Annotated in this window: 16 protein-coding genes; 7 read left to right on the top strand and 9 right to left on the bottom strand. The window is 54.0% G+C overall.

Going from position 1 to position 14,676, the window contains the following annotated elements:
• Positions 1-13: 13 nt before the first annotated feature.
• The 6 genes from nagA to JJQ72_RS06780 all read right to left on the bottom strand — a co-directional run bounded on the left by nagA (position 14) and on the right by JJQ72_RS06780 (position 5,165).
• Entirely contained in the window at positions 14-1,171 is a 1,158-nt protein-coding gene (gene nagA, locus JJQ72_RS06805; RefSeq protein WP_208203167.1) for an N-acetylglucosamine-6-phosphate deacetylase, read from the bottom strand.
• Entirely contained in the window at positions 1,168-2,121 is a 954-nt protein-coding gene (locus JJQ72_RS06800) for an ROK family protein (protein WP_208203166.1), read from the bottom strand. Before JJQ72_RS06800 ends, nagA begins: the two co-directional genes overlap by 4 nt.
• A 95-nt stretch (positions 2,122-2,216) precedes the next feature.
• Positions 2,217-3,407, bottom strand: a complete 1,191-nt coding sequence (gene fabV, locus JJQ72_RS06795) for an enoyl-ACP reductase FabV (RefSeq protein ID WP_208203165.1) — start codon at positions 3,405-3,407, stop codon at positions 2,217-2,219.
• A gap of 147 nt (positions 3,408-3,554) precedes the next feature.
• A complete protein-coding gene (locus JJQ72_RS06790) occupies positions 3,555-4,061 on the bottom strand; it encodes a DUF4825 domain-containing protein (protein ID WP_208203164.1) in 507 nt (168 codons plus the stop codon).
• Positions 4,062-4,120: 59 nt separating this feature from the next.
• Complete coding sequence (locus tag JJQ72_RS06785; protein ID WP_208203163.1) at positions 4,121-4,807, bottom strand: permease prefix domain 1-containing protein; 687 nt, start codon at positions 4,805-4,807, stop codon at positions 4,121-4,123.
• Positions 4,800-5,165, bottom strand: coding sequence for a PadR family transcriptional regulator (locus JJQ72_RS06780; RefSeq protein WP_243895911.1), 366 nt, complete (start codon positions 5,163-5,165; stop codon positions 4,800-4,802). The genes JJQ72_RS06785 and JJQ72_RS06780 overlap by 8 nt, the downstream gene beginning before the upstream one ends.
• Positions 5,166-5,563: 398 nt before the next feature.
• Here JJQ72_RS06780 and JJQ72_RS06775 point away from each other — a divergent pair, with 398 nt between their 5' ends.
• The 3 genes from JJQ72_RS06775 to JJQ72_RS06765 all read left to right on the top strand — a co-directional run bounded on the left by JJQ72_RS06775 (position 5,564) and on the right by JJQ72_RS06765 (position 7,563).
• Positions 5,564-5,866, top strand: a complete 303-nt coding sequence (locus tag JJQ72_RS06775) for a hypothetical protein (protein WP_233281023.1) — start codon at positions 5,564-5,566, stop codon at positions 5,864-5,866.
• A gap of 75 nt (positions 5,867-5,941) precedes the next feature.
• Positions 5,942-7,231, top strand: coding sequence for a Tle-like phospholipase domain-containing protein (locus JJQ72_RS06770; protein WP_208203162.1), 1,290 nt, complete (start codon positions 5,942-5,944; stop codon positions 7,229-7,231).
• 59 nt (positions 7,232-7,290) lie between these two features.
• The gene (locus JJQ72_RS06765) at positions 7,291-7,563 is read left to right on the top strand and encodes a hypothetical protein (protein ID WP_138226547.1); all 273 of its coding nucleotides are present in this window, start codon (positions 7,291-7,293) and stop codon (positions 7,561-7,563) included.
• 98 nt (positions 7,564-7,661) lie between these two features.
• Here JJQ72_RS06765 and JJQ72_RS06760 read toward each other — a convergent pair whose 3' ends face one another.
• Complete coding sequence (locus JJQ72_RS06760; RefSeq protein ID WP_208203161.1) at positions 7,662-8,303, bottom strand: nitroreductase family protein; 642 nt, start codon at positions 8,301-8,303, stop codon at positions 7,662-7,664.
• 97 nt (positions 8,304-8,400) lie between these two features.
• On the bottom strand, positions 8,401-8,844 hold the full coding sequence (locus tag JJQ72_RS06755; protein ID WP_138226549.1) for an RrF2 family transcriptional regulator: 444 nt from the start codon (positions 8,842-8,844) through the stop codon (positions 8,401-8,403).
• A gap of 215 nt (positions 8,845-9,059) precedes the next feature.
• On the opposite strand from JJQ72_RS06755, the gene JJQ72_RS06750 reads away from it, so the two are divergent.
• The 4 genes from JJQ72_RS06750 (at position 9,060) to JJQ72_RS06735 (ending at position 13,174) form a co-directional block, all read left to right on the top strand.
• The gene (locus JJQ72_RS06750; protein WP_138226550.1) at positions 9,060-10,502 is read left to right on the top strand and encodes a spore germination protein; all 1,443 of its coding nucleotides are present in this window, start codon (positions 9,060-9,062) and stop codon (positions 10,500-10,502) included.
• The gene (locus tag JJQ72_RS06745) at positions 10,499-11,638 is read left to right on the top strand and encodes a Ger(x)C family spore germination protein (protein WP_208203160.1); all 1,140 of its coding nucleotides are present in this window, start codon (positions 10,499-10,501) and stop codon (positions 11,636-11,638) included. Before JJQ72_RS06750 ends, JJQ72_RS06745 begins: the two co-directional genes overlap by 4 nt.
• Positions 11,639-11,738: 100 nt before the next feature.
• Positions 11,739-11,951 carry a hypothetical protein gene (locus JJQ72_RS06740; RefSeq protein WP_208203159.1) on the top strand — a complete coding sequence of 71 codons (213 nt, stop codon included), beginning with the start codon at positions 11,739-11,741 and terminating at the stop codon, positions 11,949-11,951.
• A 20-nt stretch (positions 11,952-11,971) separates the two neighbouring features.
• Complete coding sequence (locus JJQ72_RS06735; RefSeq protein ID WP_175415316.1) at positions 11,972-13,174, top strand: GerAB/ArcD/ProY family transporter; 1,203 nt, start codon at positions 11,972-11,974, stop codon at positions 13,172-13,174.
• A 379-nt stretch (positions 13,175-13,553) separates the two neighbouring features.
• Here the strand turns inward: JJQ72_RS06735 and JJQ72_RS06730 are convergent, their stop codons facing one another.
• A complete protein-coding gene (locus JJQ72_RS06730; RefSeq protein ID WP_243895928.1) occupies positions 13,554-14,627 on the bottom strand; it encodes a stalk domain-containing protein in 1,074 nt (357 codons plus the stop codon).
• Positions 14,628-14,676: the final 49 nt, after the last annotated feature.

The following is a 14,676-nucleotide window of genomic DNA, read 5'->3' as shown; positions in this document are numbered from 1 at the left end:
ACAATGGGAAAAATTACATTCCCGCCTCATACACCGCTTTTCCCCGGACCCAGGTGGAGACCACATTCAGCCCGGCATCCAGCACCACGAAATCGGCATCCTTTCCGGGCGCTAGCGAGCCCTTGAAGCCATCGACGCCGATCTGCCTTGCCGGCACCGAAGTAAAGGAAGAGATGATGTCCTCTAGTGCAAGACCGGTAAACGCCAGCACATTTCGCACGGCCTGGATCATGGTGAGCGAGCTTCCGGCCAACGTATCCGTCCCTTTTAAATAGACTAGTCCATCTTTCATCACCTTATGCCCGTAATCCCCGTCCGGGAGGCCGCAGCTGGTTACTGCGTCTGTGATGGCACAGATGCCGTCAGAGGACTTGAGATCATACATCATCTTCACGACTGCCGGATGAACATGATACCCGTCCGCAATGAGCTCGACGGTAAGCTGCGGCAGCAGCAGTCCTGCTCCGGCGAGTCCCGGTTCGCGGTGATGCAGCGGGCTCATCCCGTTAAAGTGATGCGTCGTGTGATTGACACCCAGCGCGACGGCTGCCTCCATCTGCTTGAAGGTAGCGTCGGAATGGCCGGCGGAGACCGTAACTCCTGCAGCCAGGAACTGCTCCACGGCGTCCATGCCTCCCTCCAGCTCTGGCGCCAGCGTGACAAGCTTGATCCGATTCTCGGCTGCCTGAAGCAGCTCTTCAATCTGCTCCGGTGAAGGATTGCGCACATCGTCAGCCAGTTGGGCTCCCTTACGCTTCAGGCTGATGAAGGGCCCTTCCAGATGAATTCCAAGAATGTCAGCACCGCCCGTGCCCTTTTGGATAACACCTGCGGCGCAGGACAGAGCCGACACGATGTGCTCCTGGCTGGAGGTATTCGTCGTGGCCAGAAAGCCTGTCGTACCGTGAGCCGCATGAAAGACGCTCATTCTCTCCAGACTCACCTCCCGCGCATCCATCACATTGCAGCCGTCGCCGCCGTGAACATGCACATCAATAAAGCCGGGCACAAGCGTTAAGCCTTCTCCGTCCCGGACTTGCAGCGGCTCCGATGGACATTCTATCCGGGCTCCGATGGCCTCAATGACCCCATTGCTGTCAATAAGCAGCTGTCCCCCGGACAGCCTTTGGCCAGGCCGTATGATATCTGCATTTTTCCATAGCGTCTTCATGCCTGGTTTCCCTCCCCCCGCACGCTTGCCAGGCTCAGTGCCGCTCCGTACAGCCCGGCCGAATCGTCCAGCTGTCCTTGAACCACGTCCGGCTGATGGGCTTTAGGATAAAGACTATGCAGCGTGCGGCGTATCGGAGCCAGCAGCATCTCACCGGCGTTGGCGGCACCACCGCCGACCACGATGAGCTCCGGGTCCAGCAGATAGGTCATCGTGGCCAGCTTTCTTCCCAGCACCGACCCGATGTTCTCAAACACCTCCAGAGCGAGAGCATCCCCCTGCTCAGCGGCAATACATACGTCCTTGGCCGAGATGGCAGCTGCCTGATCCTGCAGTATGCTTCTCTGCCCACGTTTCATGGCCGCTTCAGCAAGACGCGCAATCCCGGTTGCCGATGCCATCGTCTCCAGGCAGCCGGTTTTCCCGCATTTGCACGGCAGATCGTTTCCTTCCACCGGGTCATGTCCGATCTCTCCGGCATAGCCGTGTGCGCCCCGAATCAGTCCTCCGTTCATCACTACTCCTGCGGCCAGGCCCGTACCGAGCGTTACGCAGATGAAGTTCTGACAGCCGCGCGCTGCACCCGCGGCGTATTCTCCCCAGGCGTACATCCGCACATCATTGTCGATGGCCACCGGCACTCTCCAGTGCTCTTCCAGGAGCGATCCCAGCTTGACATCATACCATCCCAGATTTGGCGCCCGCAGCACGGTTCCTGTCTCCGCGTGCAGATGCCCCGGAACACCTGCACCGATGCCGGCAAGTGTATACGGCTTCTGCTGCTCCAGCAGGCTCCAAATCTCCTGATTCAGCCGCTTCACATAATCCGATATACCCTGCTGATGCTCTGTTCTCATCGCTGATTTGGATATTAACTCATCGCTCTCATTAAACAAGCCGATGACGGTATTGGTACCGCCAATGTCCAGTCCAAGGCTTAACTGTTTCATTGCGCATTCCCTCTCCCTTTAGCTCCAAAGCCAGATTAAACAGAAAGCGGGCCTCTCATGAAGAAACCCGCTTTCTGATCATGCTCTATGGTTGTCTAGCGCACGTTCTCGATAGGCACCACAGGATTGGTATCTCCGTCATAGTCCACACCGTCACTTTCAAAGCCGAACAGCTGGAAGAACTCCTTGCGGTAGCCCGCAAGATCGGTAATGTCCTCCACATTCTCGCTGGTCACAGCTTCCCACAGCTGTGCAACCTCCTGCTGGACGTCGTCACGAAGCTCCCAGTCGTCAATCCGGATGCGGCCCTTCTCATCGACCGGCACCTCTTTGCCGCTGTACAGCCGGTCTGCAAACAAGCGGTAGCTCTGCTCAATGCAGTTCTCGTGAATCCCTTTCTCTTTCATCACCTTATACAGTGCTGATACGTATAGCGGTACAATCGGAATCGCAGAGCTGGACTGCGTTACCAGCGCCTTGCTGACCGATACAAAGGCACGGCCGCCGCCGCTGGACAGCTCCTCGTTCAGCCGATGCGCCGTTTCCTCCAGATGATCCTTTGCCTGCCCGATTGAGCCGTCACGATACACCGCCATGGTAATCTCTGATCCGATGTAGGAGTAGGCGATGGTTGTGGCATGGTCGGCCAGCACGCCGCCGTCACGCAACGCCTTGATCCACAGCTCCCAGTCACTGCCGCCCATCACCGTTACGGTATCCTGAATTTCCTGATCGCTAGCTGGCTCCAGCGTAATTTCACTCACTTCTCCGGTATGGAAATTCACTGTTTTGTTCGTGAACGGCTTGCCGATCGGCTTCAGCACGGAATTCGCCGTTTCTCCCGTCACGGGATCCGTACGGCGCGCCGAAGCGACACTGTACACCACGAGATCGACCTGGCCCAATTTCTCCGCAATAGCCTGAACCGTCTTCTGCTTCGTCTCATCCGTGAAGGCATCCCCCGTTACACTGAGCGATTTCAGCCCGGCTTCCTTCGCCATAGCTTCAAACGCAGCCGAATTGTACCAGCCTGCCGAAGCGGTGCGCTTCTCGGTTCCCTGGCTTGGACGGTATACTCCGATTGTGCTCGCGCCGGCACCAAAAGCCGCTGTAATCCGCGCAGCCAGCCCGTAGCCGGTAGAGGCGCCGATCACCAGCACATTGACCGGTCCTTCCCATTTCGGCTGGGCCTGAATGTATTTCACCTGCTCCTCGACCTGACGCGCACATCCCGCAGGATGTGCCGTGGTGCAAATAAAACCGCGCGTTCTCGGTTTAATGATCATCCTTCATTTCCCCTCTTTACCTCGTAATGGTCGTTCGTGATCCAGCATGAATTAGGACCTGATCTTAAGCGAGTCTATTTCATTCTATCAATTTTTCAGGCCCGGCTAAACCTTTTGCACAAAAATAATCCAATCAGCCATTCTCCCCTATGGAACGGATATCTCTACCACTTGCTCGTAAAAAGCATCCACCCTGTCCGGACGCCGCACCTGCTCCTGCACAATAGCCTTCCACACCTCAATCTCCGTCAGCTCGGCATGTGAATGCAGGCCGTACCAGGACATGAGCTGGCTTCGCTGTACGCTATAGACGGCATCCGGGAAATGAAAATCCATCGCCTCCATGTTATCGACCAGTCCGAGATTGGCGGTAGCATTGTACATGATCATTCTTCGAAAGAAACCTTGCTCTACCTCGTCAGAGGGACGCTTGAAGTGAAGCTGGGCGGTCAATTTCTCCGGATACAGCTGATAGGTATACTCCAGATCCCGGTAAGGCAGCTCCTGATTCAGGCTGGTAAGGGTAGAAACGCTCCCCATATACTTCCCCCGCTGCTGCAAGGCAGCATGAATGTCGTGCGTAAGCGGATCCTGCTGAGCCTGCTCATACCGTGCAGCATCAAGCGCCCTGGATGGCTTTACTTCTCCTTCCATGTAAAAAAAACCTGCTAAGGCGATAACAAACAGGGCTGCAATCCAGCAATCCTTCCTCCTCATGGTCTGCTCACCTCATACAAGGAAACCCGCCGCCGGGCTCTGCCCACCAGGAGCGGAATGCAGATGGCGGCCAGCGGCGCCAGCAGCTCCATTGCCAGTGCGTACAGCTCATAAGGACCGCTGAAGGAAAGCCCTCGCCCAAACCACAGGTCACTGCCAAACCGCAGCAGCAGGGCGAAGCCTGTTACGACCGCCAGCCACGCTCCCCACAGCAGCCAGGTCCACCGGCTGATGGCAGACAGCAGCTTAATTGGTATGTTTACAATGATTGCGCTCCTTCTCGGCTCCACAATGGCGTACACGACATACCCCGCCCCAAGTATTCCCGCCAGCAGAAGCAGGACGTTGTGAAGCACGCTTCCGGTGTAGCTTAACCGGGCCGGCAAGGTCACAATGCATGCCAGCAGCAGCAATAGAAGTCCATGCTGCAGCAGATCACGAGCCAAGGAGCTGAGATTTGTAGGCTGACGTCCATCCTCCTCCAGGAAAGGCTCAATAGAGTCCAAATCCCGTGTCGCAGCCGCGATCGCCTCAGCATCACTCATGCCCTGCTCAACGTAATCACGTACCTTGTCCTCCAGATTGGTCAGAATTTCATATTTCAGCTCCTCCACCGCTGGCGTGCTGCGCCGACCTGCAAACAGCTGCTCTACAAAGCGCTCCAGCTCCTTGGACTTATTCATAAACCGCTTCCCCTTCTCTCCTCGGCTTTTCGATTAACAAATCAATAACGTCCCTGGCAGCCACCCACTCTTCCCGGCTCTGACTCAGCCTCTTCTCCCCATCTCCGGTCAGGCGATAATACTTGCGTCGTCCTCCCTGAGATTCCTCTCCCCAATAGGAGATAATCAAGGACTGCTTCTCCAGTCTTTTCAGGCTGGAATATAACGTCGGTTCCTTTAATTCAAACTGGTGATGACTGCGTACCAGCATTTCCTTAATAATCTGATAGCCGTAGTTATCTTTTTCCGAAAGCAGGTTCAGGATCAACATATCAATGCTGCCCCGGATCAGATCACTGTTATGTATGGGGACGCTCAATCACACCTACCTCCTCTTCTCGCAGTGTAATGTAACACACAGAACTATGTCTGTCAAAGTAATATGACTGTCATCTATATTGAGGGAAACCTAGAACCTAGACCCAGACCCAGATCCAAATCCATCAAGGCTAAAGACCCAAGCTCCCTGCCTCTCAGGCACCAAAGTTGATCCCGAAACCTTGCAAACAGTTGAATCGTCCCAAATCCTGGATTATGATAATAGCGAATTCATGTCTTGTTTACTGCTTGAATGGCTGCGATCTGTAGCGCGATCAGCAAGAGGCTGCCTCAAAGCCAACCTATATTAAGGAGTGGAGGACAAGAATGATGAAGAAGTCATTGCATTACGCAGCAGGGTCACTGCTGCTTATTTTACTGCTTGGAGGGTGCCAGGACATGGAGAGACCAGCTTCCGCTCCACAGAGCGGCAATGAAATGTCTGCTGAAGAAATCAGCAGCGAAACCAGACAGCAAGCCGAAAGCTCCGCCATTCGCTATCTCAAGGATCAATACAACCTAGATGTTGAAATTACCGATGCCAAGCTCATGCCCTCCACCGTCGCTGATAAAGTGAATCTGGAAGGACATGTCACCGGGAAGCCGGAGCAAAGCTTTAAAATTTCCGTGAACTATAACACGCAGGAAACCTCCAATTTCGTGCTGAGCCCGGAGCTGAAAAAGGCCGTAGAAGGCAAATAGCTCCTGCGTGAAAAGCAGGCAACAAGATGAAGTCGCCCCGTGCAGGCACATTATATAAGTAAGGAGGGAGACGTCATGAGCTCACATGTCGATGACGAAACGTACCGCAAAATGTCCGAGGCCGCCTACCTTGACTTGAAGAAAGGCGAGACGCTGGAGGATCTCCCCGGCTGGGAGGTCGCCGAGGATTTCAAAAGCTATTCCCGCTCCGGCTTTGATGCCGTTACGTTCATTCATAAGGGCTCGGGCGAGGCCGTCATCGCTTATCGCGGAACTGAGGGCAGCGCGTCCGCACAGCATCTCGTACCGGATTTGATACAGGACGGCGTCATCGGAGCCGGAGAAATCGGCAGCCGCATAGAGGCCGCCAATCCTCTGAACGGACCGATTAACAGCTTCAAGGAATTTACGGGGCTCGATCATATCGATCATCTTAAGGATAACGTCGTCAAGTTTGTCGACAAGAATGTCAATGTGCTGCCGGAGAGCAACCAGTTCTATCAGGCCGAGGATTACGCCAAGGAGATGAAGAACAAATACGGTGATTACCACTTTACTTTGACCGGTCATTCCCTTGGCGGCGGGAACGCGCAATACGCTGCGGCATATACCGGCATGAATGCGGTCACGTTCAGTGCCCCGTCGGTCGTTCCGAACCTGACCGGTGATATGCGGAGTAAAGCGGAGAACGGTCATTTTGACGGTCAGATTATTAACTACGTGCATCCTGGTGACGTCGTAGGAAGCGGAGCCTTGGGCGGCTATGACCGGCATGTCGGCTCCACTTATTACATTGACTCCAGCTATGAGGCCGCGAACGACGGCGTAAGTCTGATTGACAAGGCCAAGAATTCCTTCAGCGGACCGAACTATCATCAGCTGGACCGATATCAGTTTGATGAGAACGGTACCCTTGCCAACCAAATTTTTGATCCCGTGACCGGCGAAGAGGTGTCACCGCCCCGCTTGGCTCCCGGCGGCAGCATCTTTGACAGGCTTGCCGACACGGCTCATAGTCTCGGCGGCTCCCTGTCCGCATTGGCCGGTCTGGCCGGGGGCTCATTGGCAGGGCTTGCAGCAGGCGCCAGAGCCGGAAGCATACAAGTCACACCGGCAGAGCTGAGAAGTGTGGCAGAGCGCTGGAACAGCAACGCACTGCAATGCCAGCACGAGCTGCAGGGCATCCGCCAGCGGATGAACCGCTATATGTTCACAAGCCATAGTACCCGGCTCACCCCGATTGTGCAGCAGCTGGATCAGTCTGTCGTTTCTATGAGCCAGTGGCATGTGCAGCATACAGGAGACATCGTAAGCTACATCAAGCATAAAGCAGATGTGTTCGAGCAGACGGACCGGAGCGGTTGACGCCATTCATTCATCATTGCGCGTCAGCCGCCTCACCGCGCCTGAGGAGGGATCTTGAAATGAATCATGAAATACGGCTAGAGCTGAACGAGCTGCTTCAGGCCGAACGGGAATTATCGGCGCTGATCGGCCGGCTCCATCGAGATGAGCAGGAAGCCCGGGTGCTGTACAATTCGCTGAGCGACTGGAAGGGACAATCTGCGAACGTGCTGCGGGACCAGATTGAAGTGTTCTTCTCCGAGCTTGCCCGGCGCATTCAGGACATTGAGCGGCAAAAGCTGGAGCTGGTTCGTTACGTGCAGCATATGAGACAAGTGGATGGAGCCTCCTGAAGCATGTACAAAATAAAGAATTACGAAAAAAAAGCTGCCCCTCTAGATCTCATGATCTTTGGGGACAGCTTTTTGGGTTATTAGCTCGGAATCTATGATTACAGATCGAAGGAATTCCAGGACACCATGTCATTCAACGGCAGACGATTCGTTGCCCGTGCCGGCTCTGCAGCCTTGCCGATCGCAATCAGCATAACACTGCGGTATTGGGCCGGAATGCCGAAGGCTTCAACGAATTGCTGCTTATTATATCCTCCCATAGGAACCGTGTCATAGCCGCGTGCGCGGGCAGACAGCATCAGCTGCATCGAAATCAGACCGGAATCCACATCCACAATGCTGCTCTTCATCTCCTCGCTCAGGCCGGAGTACAGGTTAAGGGCGTTGTTCACAAAGCGCTCCTTCACCTCTGCAGTCATCAGGCCTGCTTCCTGTGCCATCGTATAAATCTTCTCGCCCTGCTCATACCATTTCATGTCGCCCAGCACAGCGATCACCGCCGAAGAGGTCAGGACATGCTCCTGGTTAAAAGCAATCGGGTGCAGCTTCTCCTTCAGCTCCTGGTCGTCAATAATGAGAAAGCGCCAAGGCTGCAGATTGCTGGAAGACGGTGCCAGGGATGCATCGGTCAAAATTTCAGTCATTTCCTCTCGGGAAATTTTAACGCTCGGGTCGTATTTGCGTACCGAATGACGTTCCTTGATCACCTTGAAGAAATCCTGGGATGTTGCAGTAGACATATTCTCCACTCCTCTAATTGTGTATGATTATGCACAGTTTAAGACGTGCTTATCTGTGTTCTTTTTTGCACAGTATATACCATGATGAAATTTGTTGTCAACCTGTCTCTGCTTTACGCACCATGTCCCCTACGGTATACGAGCTCAGCACCTTCATCGTGCTCTGTTCAATCTCGTCCAGCACCTCGGAAAATACCGCCTTCAGCGCTGCACCTCCGCAATGCTCCTTCGCGGCATCCAGCATGCTGTCTGTTACGGCGCGGTGGATATGCAGGCAGCTGTATACCTCGGCGAGGGTAATGTGATCCGCACTTCGTACGAAACGGTAGCCTCCGTCCCGTCCCTCCCGGGATTCAATCATCCCCTCCAGGGATAATGCTTTCAGAATCCGCCTTAACAAGGTAGGATCTGCTTTGAGGCTCGCTGCAAGATCGCTGCTGGAGCAAGTTCCTGCATGAACGGCCAAGGTCGTGAGCGCCTGCAGGGCCAGACTGAAGCTTTTGTAGGTGGACGGGCAGCCAATGGGTTTCTTGCTCATCATGAACGGCACCCTCCTTGTATACGTTGAATGGACCTCAGAGCCAGTCCATCGTTTTATCCCCGTATTGTACCCTAGTAGACTGCCCCGGGCAACCCTGATCTGCCGAGAGGCTGCATCAACAGCCTATCACGCCATGCATAACCCCCGCCGCTTCCCGGCATCCTATAAAAACCTAAGCTTTCCATATTGAGGTTTTCAAGGGGGAATGATTATTTATGTCATCCAGCAGCCTGCTCTCTGACCTCCGCTCCTGTCTTCACAATAATGATGATGTCACCTATTTCCCGGTCCAGATTCAGCAGGTGCAGTGCACCTTTATTTATGTCCGCTCTATCGTTAACGTAGCATTGCTGCAGGACAGCATCGTCCAGCCTCTCCTGCGTCTCAACCAGGGCGATGCCCTGCCTCTGCAGGATTGCCTGAAGGACAGCTCTTTTTTCTCCTGGCCTGCCAGCAAAAACAGCGATCCGGCCAGCGCCGCCGAAGCCGTGGCCTCCGGCCATGCCGTGCTCGTGGTGGAGGGGCTATCCGAGGCGTTTCTGTTCAGCATTCCCAAATATCAAAAGCGTGCCGTCCAGGAATCCCAGAATGAGCAGGTCGTCATTGGGCCGCGGGAATCTTTTATCGAGGATGTGGACGTCAATCTTTCTCTCATTCGCCATAAAATCCGCCACCCCGATCTGAAAATCGTTCAATTTCAGCTCGGACGTTATACGAAGACGCCGCTGTACGTCGTCTATATCGAGGGCTTATGCGATCCCAAGGTGCTCCAGACACTGGAGGCGCAATTCCAGCAGATTGATACCGACGGGGTGTTCGGGATCAGCAATGTGTCAGAGTATTTTCAAATCAGCCGGAAGACAAGCTTTCCCCAATTTCAGTATACTGAGCGCCCGGATTCTGTTGCATCCGCTATTCTCGAAGGCAGGGCCGGCATTCTGCTGGAAGGGACGCCTTCCGCGCAGATCGTGCCCGTCACCTTCTTCAGCCTGCTTCAATCCTCGGAGGATTATTATTTAAGCTTTATTTATGCCAGCTGGATTCGGCTGGTCCGGCTGCTGTTTGCCGTCATTTCTGTCGTGCTGCCCTCCTTGTATGTGTCGATCACGACCTTTCAAACCGAGATCATACCGACCGAGCTTCTGCTGACCATAGCATCCGCCCGGGAGAACATCCCGTTCCCGGCGTTAATCGAGGCCTTGCTGATGGAGCTGACGTTTGAGGCCCTGCGGGAGGCCGGCGCCCGCATTCCCAAGCCGGTCGGACAGACGATTTCGATTATCGGAGCCATCGTCATCGGCCAGGCCGCAGTAGCCGCCGGCGTGGTGTCGGCACCGATGGTCATTGTCGTCTCAATTACCGGGATCGCGACGTTTATCGTGCCGCATTATGAGCTCGGCATCTCGCTGCGGCTCCTGCGCTTCGTGCTGCTCATTCTTGGTGGTACGCTGGGGCTGCTAGGCGTTCTTGCAGCCAGCTTCGTGATCTACTCCAGAATGTGCTCCCTGAACACCTTCGGTACACCGTACCTGCAGCCGCTGGCGCCGCTCGTGTTCTCGGATTGGAAGGATATGATCTACCGCGCTCCTTCATCTCAGAAGAAAAAGCGCCCCGACGCTTACCATGCCCAGGATAAAAGGAGGCAGACGTCTAAATGAAGCGCATCCTCAGAGCATGGCTGCTGCTCTTCTGCCTCCTGCCTCTGTGTGGCTGTATGGCCAAGATTGAGATCAATGACCAGGTGTTTGTGCTGTCCTTATTCGTCGATATGGACAAAGATACCGGGGAATACAAGGTCACGATCGCGAGCCCGTTGCCTAACCGTCTCAGTTCTGGCGAGCAGGCGGGCAGCTCGGGGGGACAAGGAGAGCCTTTCTCGCTGGCAGACAGCTCCGGAACGAGCCTCCCTCTTGCCGTGGGCAAGTTACAACGACAAATGACCCGCAAGCTCGATTTCAGCCACACACGCGTTATCGTGGTGGGGAGCACAATGGCTGAAAACGGCATGAAGGAGCTGTTCAACTGGGTGCTGCGGGAACGTACGCTGGATTTCAGCACCTTTATTATGTCCTCCACCACCCAGGCTAAGGATGTGGCAGAGCTGGAGCCCGTTTTTGAATCGCTGCCGTCTACCGTGCTGATGCGCTTTGCGGTCCAGAATAATCTGCTGGGCACGACCTTGAAGGAATGCCTGTCCGCCTATCTGGAAGGCACCGGCTTCGCGCTGAGCCAGCTGAATGTTAAAGATGCCAAGGGAACAAGCAATTGGGTCAGTGTCGGTAATATTCAACTGTTTAATGATCTTCAAGCCAAAGCTACTCTCAATGAAGAACAGTCCAAGGTCACCTCCTGGGCAATTGGCCGGCGCAATACACCGATTTACAGGCCGGTTTATTATGTAACCTGGGATGGAGGCAAGAGCAAGGCCAGCGTACTGATGACGAACAGCAAATCCCGCCAGCAGATCACGATGACCCCGTCAGGCCCTGTCGTTCAGCTGAAGCTCGATGGTACGGGAGATGTGCTCTCTCTGGAGGACGACCAGCAAAGAGAAGCTACAGAGACGAACAAGCTGATCATTCAGGAGCTGAAGGATCAGATTCATGAGGATTTGACAGCCTCTCTGCGGGTATCCCAGGAGGCCGGAGCTGATGTGCTCCGCGTAGGCCAGCTACTTGAGGCTAAATATCCCCACCTTTGGGATAAATGGAGAGAGGATTGGGGAAACCACTATAAAAATGATATTGAGTTTCAGGTCAAGCTGCATATTAAAATTCGGAATACCGATATGTAGCCGCTGCCTTCTTTTGATAACCAATTTGAAGATTTGCAATGAAGAAATCAAGCCAGAATGCAGCTAGATCGGCCATCACCTGAAGGAGAGGGACTGCGGCATGTACTGTATGATCTTTTGCTCACTCGCGCTGCTGGACTGGTATTTGCTCCGAAGAAGCGCTAGCAGCCCGCAGAAAAAACGAAATGTTACTAAAATGCTGTGGTTTATGATTCCGCTGTTCGGCTGGAATGCCGCAGCCTCCCAGCTTGAATGGTGGCCCAATCCCTTCGACCTGCTCAATCTGGTGCTGGGATGGACCGATCTCATGTAGCAGGAAAGGATGAAGCATTGATGCGCCAAACTCCCTGGCAGCTATTTCGGTTCGCCTTCATATACCTGAACACCCAGCCAACGGCTTATTTGCTGCCAACCCTGCTGACCGTGGCCGGCTATCTGGGCTGGATCTCCGTGCTTGGCGCACTGATACTGAGCCTCCTGATCCTGTGGTGCACCATGGCCGTAGGAAAAGCTTCTCCCCAGGATTCCTGGCTGAATTTCGGCGAGCAGATTGTCGGGAAGTGGCCTCACCGCCTGTTTCTGGTAATCATTATATTATGGGTCATCATCTACGTAGCCATTGACATTGAAAGCTACACGCTATTCTACGGCACGAACTATATGCGAGCCACACCACAATGGGTCATCCAGCTCATTCTCGGCCCCGTTATTATCATCACAGCCCGCTGGGGTCTCGTGCCGCTGATTTATATGGCGGATGGACTGTTTTTCCTTACACTCGCGACGCTGGTGCTGGTGCTCTCCACGTTCGCTGGTGACGCCCACTTTAACTGGCTGCCCGGACTGATTACACATACCCATTACGGCGATGCAGCCAAAGGGATTTTTATCACCTTATCCTTTATCGGGGAATGGTTCGTGTTCCTGGTTCTGGCCCCATTAATCCAGATGGACCGGCGAGCGTTTCGCAATCTGAGCTGTGCCATTCTGCTGCTAACCTTGTCCGTGCTGCTGGAATGGGTGCTGATTCTGCTGAACCTGGGGCTGAAGCTGTCTAGCGAGATCCAGTATCCCTTGATTGAGCTCATGCGCAGCTCCATTACCGGCGTCCTCGGCAATGCCGACCCGCTCATTATTGGACTGTGGGCAACCTCCATGTTTATTCACAGCGCCTTTCTGCTGCAGGTTGGGGCCCGGATCATGACAAGGCTGCTGTCCATCCATGACTCTGAAATGGAAAAACCGTTCATCACTCTGCTGGGCGGCACCGCCAGCGTGGCCGCTTATCAATTCGCACAGAACCCGGCATTGTATCAGGAAAATTTCGATTCCATGGTCGCCGTTGTTTTCTGGCTGCTCGTAGACTGCATTCCTGTCATTTACTGGATCGTGTTAAAGCTTCGGGGAGGAATATCCAAGCCCGGCTCTTCCAGCGCAGCATCCGATTCTGATTCCGGAAATAACTCTAGCCAGCAGAGCCCTTCCTCCGGCGAAAGTCCCTCGACTGGCGCCAGTCTGCCTGCTGAGCAAGCATAGGCTGGATTAAAAAGGGGCTGTCCCAAAAGATCTAGGGTCTTGCGGGATGGCCTCGTTTGTTGTTGTGAGATGCTCCGCGTACGAAACATTCCTCCCCTCGCTGCTGCCCCCCAAATTTCTTTGAATTTATTCTAGCAAGGGAGAAATTTGGGGGCAAAGGCGACCGCTACCGCTGGTCCGGAATCGTTTCGTCCTCTCCGCTGCTTCATGCATATCCATCCCCAAAAAAAACAGGCAACACAAATAAACCGCTCTTTAATAGAATGGAAGTGTCTAGCAACCATCTAAAAAGGAGCGGTTTCATTTGTACATTCACTACACCATGGATTAACTTTATCTGCCCATGGTGCTGGGATAGCCTCTTAAGGTTAAGCGTCCATTATTTCATATATTGCATATATTCTTCGTATGGCGTAAAGGAAATTCGTTCTGCAGCCAGCCTGCCTTCCGACCAGCCATAGACCACTTCCAACTCCCCAATGAACTCACTCGGAGAAATACTTCCCGCAAGGCGCAGCACCAGCCTGCCGTCCTCTACAGTATGGTATACCACCGCCCCGAATCCAACATGAGTAAAGTTCGTACGGCTTCCTTCCTCATCCGGGAGGGCAAGCAGGGTTTCCTTGCCATCCACCTGCACAGACAACAGCAGGACTCCCTCCTGATGCTGAATACTGGAAACCACCCGCTCTTTCAGGATGTCGTGGAAGGACTCCACGGACACCTCTGAAAAATCCGCCCGGATGACGTGAACGTCCTGGGCATACACCCCGGTACCCGAGCCCTGATTCAGCAGCACAACGATCTCGGAGCTTCCATCTCCGTTCACATCCATATCCAGCAGCTGCGGTGATGATTTCCAGGAGACGGGCGTTGCCCAAGGATACGTATGCTGGTTCCCGTTCATGTCCAGGGTCAGCGCTTGATAGCGGCCTTCCTGCTCCCACTCTCCGTATATTGCAATGCTCTTGTCTGCTTCCCCGTAAGCAAGAGGACGCTTGCCGCGGCTGTCAATGACAAGCGCTTTAGGATCCTCGCTGACACTCGCCTTTCCGCCGGAAATCTGTTCAAACAAAGATAGTGGAACCATCATTCGATTGTGTTCAATATATACCGGAGACTTTAAGGTGAAGTAGCTGCCATCCGGAAGGGAAACTCTTGCGCTGCCGCTCTTCACTGCATAGCGCTGACCGTCTGCTGTCATGCTCAATTCCTTGGCATTGTGGTTCCACTTCAGAGAGATCCCCCGCCAGTCCTTCATTAAATAAACAGGAACATAAAGCTCCCCCTGCTGAACTGCAGGTGCAACCTCTACGCTTACCATCTGGTGATCTATATAATAATCCATCGTGTGGGGCTGCTCTCTATGAGCCGCTCCATTCACGCTTCCTCCCGAATGAATAACGGTCGAGAGCAGGATTGAGGCCATCAAGGAGCCGATCAGTTTATTCATTGTCACACATATCCTTCCTGTAACCCGATTCATATGTCTATCATACCGG

The sequence above is a fragment of the Paenibacillus sp. F411 genome, assembly GCF_017582705.1.
GTDB classification, from domain to species: domain Bacteria; phylum Bacillota; class Bacilli; order Paenibacillales; family Paenibacillaceae; genus Paenibacillus_AQ; species Paenibacillus_AQ algicola.
Note: the sequence above shows the minus strand (reverse complement) of the source record. Positions and strands in the feature narration are given on the sequence as shown.